The organism is Streptomyces sp. NPDC030183, from assembly GCF_055573455.1.
The window spans coordinates 243,180-253,196 of record NZ_JBVIBK010000012.1 but is presented as its reverse complement, the minus strand read 5'-3'; the positions used below and the strand labels follow the sequence as shown (position 1 = coordinate 253,196).

Genomic DNA, 10,017 nt, shown 5'->3' with positions numbered 1-10,017 from the left:
AAACGCCTGCGTCAGCACCCCGACAGCGATCCGGTCCGACAACCGCTCACCCGCAGGCGTCCTGGCCTGCCCCACCCTCGCCACACGAACGACAACGAGACACAACCACTTAAGTCACCGGCATTGCACCTAGGCCCTGTCCGCGGAGTCCACCGGCGATCCGCCGAACGAGCGGGGTGGCCCGAACACTGGGATGCTGGGACGGACAACCTGTCCACGACCTGACGAACGCGGGTGGTGACGCCGTGGCTGGGGTCGAGCAGAGCGCGTCGGGGGCCTCCCCGGAGCGGGCCGACCCCCAGGGCGACCCGTTCCTGCGGACCCGGTTCGCCGTACCCGCGCGCCCCACCACCTTCCTGCGGCGCGAACGGCTGGTCGAACGCCTCGACGAGGCAGTACGGACGCCGCTGACCCTGATCGAGGGCGCCGCGGGGGCCGGCAAGACGCTGCTGGCCGCCGACTGGGCGGCCGGGCGGGACGACCCCGTGGCCTGGCTCACCGCCGACACGGTCGGCCAGGTCGGCGGCATGTTCTGGGCCTACCTCCTGGAGGCTCTGCGCCTCTCCGGCGCCGGGCTGCCCGAGGTCGCCCCGCCCTCGGACGCCCGCCGGATCGACACCGCCGCACTGACCCGGCTCGCCACCGCCCTCAGCGCGCGCGAACGGCCCGTGACGGTGGTGCTCGACGAGTTCGACCGGGTCACCGCCCCCGAGGTGCCGGACCAGCTCGACTTCCTGCTGCACCACGCGGGCGCGGGTCTCCGGCTGATCCTCGTCACCCGCACCGAACCGCTGCTGCCGCTGCACCGCTACCGGCTGGCCGGCGAGGTCACCGAGATCAGGGACGCGGAGCTGGCCTTCACGTCCGAGGAGGCCGCGACCCTGCTCAGGCTCCACGGACTGCGCCTGCCCCCGGCCGAGGCCGACGCCCTCGTCGACCGCACCCGGGGCTGGGCCGCGGGCCTGCGGCTGTGCGCCCTCGCGGCCCGCGAGAGCCCGCACCCGGAGACGTATCTCAAGGAGTTCGAAGCCGACCGCACCCCCATGGCCGACTACCTCCTGACGGAGGTGCTCAAGCGGCAGACCCCCGAGACTCAGGACCTCCTGCTCAGGACCAGCGTCCTCGACCGGTTCTGCCCCGAGCTGGCGAACGCGCTGACGGGACGCCTCGACGCCGGGCCCATCCTGGCCGGTCTGCACCGCGCCAACGCCTTCGTGGAACACCTCGGCCACACCTGGTACCGCCTCCACCCGCTGTTCGCGGAGATACTCCGCGCCCACCTCCATGTACGCGCACCCGGTCTCGAACCCGAACTGCACCGCAGGGCCGCCGAGTGGCTGCGCGACTCGGGCTCCCTCACGGAAACCCTCGACCACGGCGCGGCGGCGGGCGTGTGGGACTTCACCGCCGGTGCCCTGGTCGACGACCTCGCCATCGGTCAGCTCTTCACCGGACTGCGCTCCGACGAACTGGCCGACCTGTTCTCCCGGATGGGCCCCGAGGCGACGAGCCCCGCCACGGACCTGGTCCGCGCGGCCCGCGAGCTGGCCCGGCACGACGTCGACCGGGGCCGCGCCCACCTGCGGCACGCGGAGGAGAGCCTCCTGGCACGCGGCCCGGCGGAGGACGCCACCGACCTCGCGGCCGCGTGGCTGAGCTGCGCCCTGCTGGAGGCGGTGGTGGCGCGGCAGACGGGCTCGCCCGGCAAGGCCCTGCGGGCGGTCGCGGCGGCCGAGCGGCTGAGCAGCCGGATCCCCGCCGACCTCCTGGAGAAGCATCCGGAAGTCACCGCGCAGCTCGTGGCCCATCTCGGCTCGGCCCTGCTGTGGGCCGGCCGCTTCGAGGACGCCCGCGCCGCCCTGTCCTCGGTGGCCCGCGCCCCCGGCGCGGCCGCCACCGAACTCCTGCGCGCCGACTGCCTGGGCCGCCTGGCGCTGATCGACTCCCTCAACGGCTGGCCCGGCAGGGCGGAGCGCACCGCACTGGAGGCGACCGCCGCCGCGGAGCGGTGCGGACCGCCGCAGCCGTCCGGTTGCGGCGTCGGACGACTGGTCCTGGCCGCCGTGGCCGTCGACCGCGACGACCTCGCCTCCGCCGAGTCCCTCCTGGAGACCACGGACGACGCCGAGTCCGTGCTGCGTGACCCGGTGCTGGACGCGGGCCAGGCCCTCACGACCGCGCGGCTGCTGCTGGCACGGGAGCGGACACAGGCGGCCCTGCGAGCCGTACGGTCGACGGTGCCCGCCGAAGTGGTCTCCCCCTGGGCCGAGGCGTGCACCACGCTGATCACCTCCGACGTCCACCTCGCCGAGGGCCGGCCGGAGGAGGCCGCGGAACTGCTCCGGTCGCTGCCCGAGGACCAGCCGGCGTCCGCGGTGGGCGCCGCCCGGGCCCACCTGGCGGCCGGCCGGCCCGACGAGGCGCTCGACCTGCTCGACCGGGCGCACCCGGAGGAACACGGCGGCCCCGCGGTGTCCGTACGCGCCACCCTGGTCCGCGCGCAGGCCGCGCACCGGGCGGGCGACGCCGCCGCCACCCGCCGTCTCCTCGCACGGGCCCTGCACCAGGCACGCAGCGACGAACTGCGCCGACCCTTCCACGAGGCGGGCCCCTGGATCCGCCCGTTCCTCGCCGCACCGCCGCTGCGGGAACTCGCGGCGGGCTGGCTCCAGCCCGGTGCCGCCCACCCGGACGCCGCCCCCGCCCCGGACGCCGCCGCGGTGATCGTGGAACAGCTGAGCGGACGCGAGCGGGACGTCCTCCAGCGCGCCGCCGAGATGATGTCGACGGAGGAGATCGCCGCCGATCTGTACGTGTCGGTGAACACCGTCAAGACCCATCTGAAGAGCGCCTACCGGAAGCTGGCCGTGAACCGCCGCAACGACGCCGTACGCCGCGCACGCGAACTCCGGCTGCTGTGACCCCGGGCGGGGACCGCGCGTCCCGACCGCCCCTGCCCCGGCTAACCCGCGAGACCCGGTCCCGGAACGACATGGATCTTCGGTCCGGGGCCCGCGCCCCGCGGGCGGCGGCCGGCCAGGACGGGGCCGACGTCGTCGAGGCCCACGGTGGCGGCGACGAGCGGCCTGGGGTCGACCGTGCCGTCGGCGTACGCGCGGATGGCGGCGTCGAGACCGGGGGACGCGGACAGGATGCCGACCGCTGTGACGTCCTTGAGGACGAGGGCGCGGGTGTCGAGGCGACTGGGTTCACCGGCCAGCCCGATGTACACCAGGCGGCCACCCGGCTCCACGAGTTCCAGGGCCCTCGCGGGCAGCGGAGCGGCGTTCGAGGCGTCCACGACCGCGTCGAACGGCAGGTCGGGCACCGAGTCCTCCGCCCAGACCCGCTCGAACCCCAGACCGCGGGCGAAGGCGAGGGAGTCCTCGGTGGCCCCCATCAGGTGGACCTCGGCACCGGCGGCGCGCAGGAACATCGCGGTCAGCAGGCCGATCGTCCCCGGACCGAGGACCAGGGCACGGTCCCCGGGGCGCGGCTCGGCCGCCCGCGCGGCACGCAGGGCGTTGCCGCCCGGCTCGACGAGCGCGCCGAGGACGGCGTCGACGGAATCGGGCAGGGCGTGCAACGACGACGCCGGAACGGCGAGTCGCTCCGCCAGCGCACCCGCCCGCCCGCCGCGGATACCGACCTCCTGCCGTGTCCCGCACACATGCCGGCGCCCCCGCAGACAGCGGCGGCAGGTGCCGCAGCCGAGCATCGTGTCGCCCATGACACGGCGGCCGACCCAGCCGACGTCGACGCCGCCGCCGACGGCCGTGACCCGGCCGCACCACTCATGGCCCAGCCGCATGGGGTAGGCGGCGTGCCCCTGGTGGAGGTAGGCCATCTCACCGGTGAAGAACTCCACGTCGGTGCCGCACACCCCGACCCGCTCGACGTCGACCACGACCTCGCCGGGGCCCGCCACCGGCGAGGGAAGCTCCCGCACCTCGTACGCGCCGGGGCCGGTCAGCACGAAGGCGCGCATCGGGCGGCCGGTCATCGGGGGCGTGAGCTGCACGGGGGCTGTCTCCAGGGCGGGACGGCGGGGAGCGGTGGCGCCTCAGGCGCGCGGTTCGGCGAGCGGCCCGAGCAGCGCCTGGATCTCGTCGAGCGCGTCCACCAGCGTGGTCAGAGGTGTCCGGTAGGCGAGGGCGCTGATGCTCACCGCGCCGGACGGGGCCGTGGGCGAGGTGAGGTACACGGGCAGGGCGAGGCAGTGCACGCCCGTCTCGTTCTCCTGGTCCTCGAAGGCATAGCCCTCGACGGCCGCCGCCGCGAGGGCGGTGTGCAGGTCGGCCGCCGTGCACAGCGTCCGGGGCGTCCGGCGCTCCAACGGCACCTCGCCGACCCACGCCCGGACCTCCTCCAGGGACGTCAACTCCCGGGCGAGCAGCACCTTTCCGACCGCGGTGGTGTGGGCGGGGTTGCGGCCGCCGATCGTCGACGTCAGCCTGACGGCCCCGGTGGGCGGATCGACCTTCGCGCGGTAGACGACCTCCCGGCCGTCCAGCACCGCGTAGTGCGCGGTCTCGCCGAACCGATGCGCCAACGCCTCCAGCACCGGACGGACGCGCACATGCTCGGGCCGCGCCTCGTGGTGGGCGAACGCCATGCGCAGGAACTCGTCCCCGAGCACATAGCGGCTGCTGTCGTCCTGGTCGGCGAGACCGGCCCGGCGCAGGGCCCCCAGAGCCCGGTGCACGGTCGGCTTGGGGCTGCCGATCACCCGGGTCAGCTCGTCCAGACCGACCCCGTCGGGATACCGGGACAGCTCCTTGAGCACGGCCAGCACCCGGTCCGAGCCCACGAGACGGCCACTCTCCGGGCCGGCCGCGCCGTCCCCGGAGGGGGCTGTCGATTCGTCGTTCACCTGCGTATCCTGCATGCCGTTCCAAAATGTAGATCGTCGTACCGATTAATGGAAAGGGCTCGATCGTGAAACTCCGCAGCGCGCAGTGGTACGAGGGTCAGGACCGCAACGCCTACCTCCACCGGGCGTGGATGCGCAGAGGTGTGCCGGACGACGCCTTCACCGGCCGGCCCCAGATCGCCATCGCCAACACCGCCTCCGACCTCACCCCCTGCAACGCCCACCTCGACGAGGTGGCCGCCTCGGTCCGCAACGGAGTGTACGAGGCGGGCGGCATCCCCCTGGACCTGCCCGTGGTGTCGCTGGGGGAGACGAACGTGCGGCCCACCGCCATGCTGTGGCGCAACATGGCGGCCATGGCCACCGAGGAGATGCTGCGGGCCAACCCCATCGACGGCGTCGTCCTCCTCGGCGGCTGCGACAAGACGATCCCGTCCCTGCTCATGGCCGCCGCGTCGGTGGACCTGCCCGCGGTGGTGGTCCCGGGCGGCCCGATGCTCAACGGCACCTTCCGCGGCAGCCCGCTGGGCTGCGGCACGGGGGTGTGGCAGCTGTCGGAGGAGGTCCGCGCGGGCACGCTCTCCCAGGAGCAGTTCCTCCGCTCCGAGTCGGCGATGATCCGCAGCCGGGGCCACTGCAACACGATGGGTACGGCGTCGACGATGGCGCTGGTCGCCGAGGCGCTGGGCACGGTGATCCCCGGTGTGGCCGGCACCCCCGCCCCGGACAGCCGGCTGCTGAAGTCGGCGCACCACACCGGCCGGCTGGCGGTGGACATGGTCGCGGTCGACCGGCGGCCCGCGACCTTCCTGACCAAGGGGTCCTTCCACAACGCGATCGTGGCCCTCGCCGCCATCGGCGGCTCCACCAACGCGGTCGTCCACCTCCTCGCGATCGCGGGCCGGCTGGGCATCGACCTGACGCTCGACGACTTCGACCGCATCGGCTCACGCGTCCCCGTCCTGGTGGACCTCCAGCCGGCGGGCCGCTTCCTGATGGAGGACCTCCACCGCGCCGGCGGCCTGCTCGCCGTGCTGCGCGAGGTCCGCGACCTGCTCGACCCCGACGCGCTGACCGTCACGGGCGAGCCGCTGGTGACCTACCTGGACGACGCTCCGATCTACGACGCCGAAGTCATCCGCACCCGCGCCGAACCGCTGGTCGCCGAGGGCGGCATCGCCGTCCTGCGCGGCAACCTCGCCCCCGACGGCGCCGTGATCAAACCGGCCGCCGCCTCCCCGCACCTGCTCCGCCACCGCGGCCGGGCCGTCGTCTTCGACTCCATCGAGGACTTCCGGGCACGCATCGACGACCCCGACCTCGACGTGGACGCCGACTCCGTCCTCGTCCTGCGCGGCTGCGGCCCCAAGGGCTACCCGGGCATGCCCGAGGTCTCCAACATGCCGCTGCCGAGGAAACTCCTCGAACAGGGTGTCCGTGACATGGTCCGCGTCTGCGACGGCCGGATGAGCGGCACCGCCTACGGCACCGTCGTGCTCCACGTGGCCCCGGAGGCGGCGGCCGGCGGCCCCCTCGCACTCGTCCGTACGGGGGACGTCATCGTCCTCGACGTCGAGGCCCGCCGGATCGACGTCGACGTACCCGCCGACGAACTCGCCCGCCGCACCCCCGGCAAGGCCACCGTCGACGGCTACGCCGCCCCCCGCCGCGGCTGGGAACGCCTCTACGTCGACCACGTCACCCAGGCCGACACCGGCGCCGACCTCGACTTCCTGACCGGCTCCAGCGGATCCGAGGTGAGCCGCGAGTCCCACTGACACACGTCCCGGGCTCGGTGCGACGGGCCGTCGAGCGGGTGAAGCGTGAGGCGGCATCCGTACGGCGGGGCATGCATGAACCGCACGGCCGCACGCGGCCGGATCGACGGCCACGCACCCTGGGAGACGAGCGGTGAACCAAAGAGACGATCAAACCGACCCCACGACCCATCAGGTCCCGGTCCTCATCGTCGGCGGTTCCCTCGTCGGCCTGTCGACCTCGCTGTTCCTGGCCCGCCTGGGAGTACGGCACATCCTGGTGGAGCGCCACGCCGGCACCTCCATCCACCCCCGCGGGCGCGGCAACAACGTCCGCACCATGGAACTGTTCCGGACCGCCGGTGTCGAGCCGATGATCCGGGATGCCGCCGCCACGCTGGCCGACAACCACGGCATCCTGCAGACGCCCACCCTGGTCGGCGACGCGGGCGAGTGGCTCTTCCGGGAGATCGACGCGGGCGGCGGACTCGCCCGCTTCAGCCCCAGCTCCTGGTGCCTGTGCAGCCAGAACGACCTGGAGCCGGTGCTGCGCCACCACGCGGCGGACCTCGGCGGCGACCTGCGGTACTCGACCGAGCTGATGTCGTTCACCGACGACCCGTCGGGCGTCACCGCGGTGGTCAAGAGCCGTGAGACGGGCGAGCACACCACGATCCGCGCGGAGTACCTCGTCGCCGCCGACGGCCCGCGCAGCCCCGTCCGTGAGCAGCTCGGCATCGGCCAGAGCGGTCCCGGGGACCTGTTCCACAACGTCAGCATCACCTTCCGCTCCCGCCGGCTGGCCGACGTCGTGGGCGACCGGCGGTTCATCGTCTGCTACCTGACCAGCCCGGACGCCGACGGCGCGCTGCTGCCCGTGGACAACCGCGAGAACTGGGTCTTCCACGCTCCCTGGCACCCCGAACACGGCGAGACGCTGGAGGAGTTCACCGACGAGCGGTGTGTCGAGCACATCCGGCGCGCGATCGGGGTCGCCGACCTCGACGTGCACATCACCGGCAAGGCCCCCTGGCACGCCGCCCAGCGGGTCGCCCGCCGCTACCGGTCGGGACGGGTGTTCCTGGCCGGCGACTCGGCCCACGAGATGTCCCCCACCGGCGCCTTCGGCTCCAACACCGGCATCCAGGACGGCCACAACCTGGCGTGGAAGCTGGCCGCGGTGCTGGGCGGCTGGGCCGGGGAGGGACTGCTGGACACGTACGACGCCGAGCGCCGCCCGGTCGCGGAGGCGACCAGCGCCCGCGCCGCCGCACGGTCGGTCGAGCACAGCCACCCCGGCTTCGCCCCGCCCCCCGGCGCACAGGGCGGCCCGCAGCGCGGCATCCTCGACGTGGCGCTCGGCTACCGCTACCCGCGGGGCGCCGTCGTCGGCGCCGACCCGGCCGCGCCCGTCGTACCGGAGCGGCTCGACCTGTCCGGCGAACCCGGCAGCCGGGCACCCCACATGGCCGTACGGCACCGGGGCGAAGAGATCTCCACCCTGGACCTCTACGAGCGGTCGTTCGTGCTGCTCAGCGACGCCGACGACCCGAGCGGGTGGCACGAGGCCGCCGTCCGCCTCGCCGCGTCCCTGTCCGTCCCCCTGACGTCGTACCGGGTGGGCGACGGCCCCGACGCCGAACTGACACCCCTCGGCGACACCGACTGGTCGGCCGCCCACGGCACGACACGCGAGGGCGCCGTCCTCGTCCGCCCCGACGGGTTCGTGGCATGGCGGTCCCGGGAGCGGACCCCGGACGCGGAGGCGACCCTCCACGAGGTCCTGAGCACCCTCCTGGCCCGCTGACCCCGGAGACGACACCGCACACCCGCACACCGCACGCCCGCACACCCACACACCGCACGCCGCTCGCCGAGCCGCCCGGACCCACGCCGGGACGTGGGCGAGGGCCGGCCCGGCCGTGCCCGTGACGGTGTGCCAGATACGCCGGCCGCTGTGGCCGTCACGCCCTTCCCACGTGACGGCCACAGCGGCTTTTCCGTGGCCGTCGCCGGTCGCCCGCCCGCACCCGGACCCCGGGCCCCTCCGCCGGGCCGACGCAGGTCACCTGGGCAGAGCACACGAGTCGCGCGCTTCCCGAGGCGGGCACAGGATCGAGAAACCGACATTCGTCCGCCACCGCCCAACGAAGGAGAAGTGCGCAGGATGACCACCACATCTGACCGCCTTTCGGAACCGCCGACGTCACCGGCATCGCAGCGCGTCTCCCAGTCCGTGTTCGACGGCTCCCGGCTACGGGTCGTCCTGCTGGTGGACGTCCACGACGGAGCCCAGCAGCAGTTCCTCGAGGCGTACGAGGGGCTGTGCAACCAGGTCGCGTCCGTTCCCGGGCATGTGAGCGACCAGCTGTGCCAGTCCATCGAGAACCCCTCCCAATGGCTCATCACCAGCGAGTGGGAGAGCGCCCCGCCCTTCCTCACCTGGGTGAACAGCGAGGAACACGTGCGGATGGTGGAGCCCCTGCACAGCTGCGTCCGGGACACCCGGTCGCTGCGCTTCCACATCGTCCGGGAGACCGGCGGCCCCGAGGCCGGGGCAGCGTCCGGGCAGCGTCGCCTCCAGACGGCCCCGAGAATCGGCGACGGCCTGATCCGGCACGCGCTCACCTTCACCGTCAAGCCGGGCAGCGAGGACGTCGTCGCCAAGATCCTCGCCGACTACGACCCGCCCAAGGCGCAGGTCGACGCCACCACCCGGCTGTGCCGCACCTCCCTGTTCATGCACGGCAACCGGGTCGTGCGGGCCATCGAGGTACGGGGCGACCTGCTCGCCGCGCTGCGGTACGTCGCCCGGCAGCCCGAGGTGCGCGCCGTCGAGGAGGCCATCAACCCGTATCTGGAGCAGGACCGGGACCTCGACGACCCCGAGTCCGCCCGGCTCTTCTTCACCCGCGCCGCGTTGCCCGCGGTCCACCATGTGACGACGGGCCAGGAGGGCGCGGACGCCGAACGGCGCGCGTACTACTACCCGGCCCGTGAGGGATGCGGCATGCGGCTGGCCGAACTGCTCTCCCGGCACGACACGGCGGCGGCGGAGGACGCGCACGGACCGGTGCTGCGCAGCACGATCTTCCAGCGCGACGACGTCGTGGTGCGGCTGGTCGACGTGCGCCGCGGCTCCGACACGGACCCCGGCGCCGTGTTCGGCCTCACGGACCGGGACCGGGCGGCCGAGCTGACGGCCCTGCTCGACGAGGAAGTCCTCGCGGCCGGCGGTTCCACGCCGAAGAAGGGCACCCACGCCCACCCGGCGACGGCCGCCCCCATGCGCCTCGTGACCGACCGCCGCGCGGCCGGCGCCTGACCGCCCCCGCCCGGGCCGCGACAGCCATCCCCTCGTCTCCCCACAGCACAAGTTCGGAGGAA

General features: G+C 74.0%; 6 protein-coding genes. 4 read left to right on the top strand and 2 right to left on the bottom strand.

Annotation, left to right across the window (positions count from 1 at the left end; all coding sequences use genetic code 11):
- Window positions 1–245 precede the first annotated feature (245 nt).
- Window positions 246–2,921: a winged helix-turn-helix domain-containing protein gene (locus tag ACZ4Z2_RS17035; protein WP_468076694.1), complete on the top strand. Its 2,676-nt coding sequence runs from the start codon at window positions 246–248 to the stop codon at window positions 2,919–2,921.
- Window positions 2,922–2,962: 41 nt separating this feature from the next.
- Here ACZ4Z2_RS17035 and ACZ4Z2_RS17030 read toward each other — a convergent pair whose 3' ends face one another.
- Together ACZ4Z2_RS17030 and ACZ4Z2_RS17025 are read right to left on the bottom strand one after the other, a co-directional pair.
- Window positions 2,963–3,988, bottom strand: coding sequence for a zinc-dependent alcohol dehydrogenase (locus ACZ4Z2_RS17030; RefSeq protein ID WP_468076720.1), 1,026 nt, complete (start codon window positions 3,986–3,988; stop codon window positions 2,963–2,965).
- A 75-nt stretch (window positions 3,989–4,063) separates the two neighbouring features.
- On the bottom strand, window positions 4,064–4,888 hold the full coding sequence (locus ACZ4Z2_RS17025; protein WP_468076692.1) for an IclR family transcriptional regulator: 825 nt from the start codon (window positions 4,886–4,888) through the stop codon (window positions 4,064–4,066).
- 50 nt (window positions 4,889–4,938) lie between these two features.
- Between ACZ4Z2_RS17025 and ACZ4Z2_RS17020 the strand changes: the two genes are divergently transcribed.
- From ACZ4Z2_RS17020 to ACZ4Z2_RS17010, 3 genes are all read left to right on the top strand, one after another.
- A complete protein-coding gene (locus tag ACZ4Z2_RS17020; RefSeq protein ID WP_468076691.1) occupies window positions 4,939–6,651 on the top strand; it encodes an IlvD/Edd family dehydratase in 1,713 nt (570 codons plus the stop codon).
- A gap of 133 nt (window positions 6,652–6,784) precedes the next feature.
- Complete coding sequence (locus ACZ4Z2_RS17015) at window positions 6,785–8,437, top strand: FAD-dependent oxidoreductase (RefSeq protein ID WP_468076689.1); 1,653 nt, start codon at window positions 6,785–6,787, stop codon at window positions 8,435–8,437.
- A gap of 360 nt (window positions 8,438–8,797) precedes the next feature.
- Window positions 8,798–9,955 (top strand): SchA/CurD-like domain-containing protein, encoded by a 1,158-nt coding sequence (locus tag ACZ4Z2_RS17010; RefSeq protein WP_468076687.1) that lies wholly within the window; start codon window positions 8,798–8,800, stop codon window positions 9,953–9,955.
- Window positions 9,956–10,017 lie beyond the last annotated feature (62 nt).

Coding starts and splice junctions, on each gene's coding strand:
- ACZ4Z2_RS17030 (WP_468076720.1), bottom strand. CDS start 3,988: ATGCGCGCCTTCGTGCTGACCGGCCCCGGCGCGTACGAGGTGCGGGAG.
- ACZ4Z2_RS17025 (WP_468076692.1), bottom strand. CDS start 4,888: ATGCAGGATACGCAGGTGAACGACGAATCGACAGCCCCCTCCGGGGAC.
- ACZ4Z2_RS17010 (WP_468076687.1), top strand. CDS start 8,798: ATGACCACCACATCTGACCGCCTTTCGGAACCGCCGACGTCACCGGCA.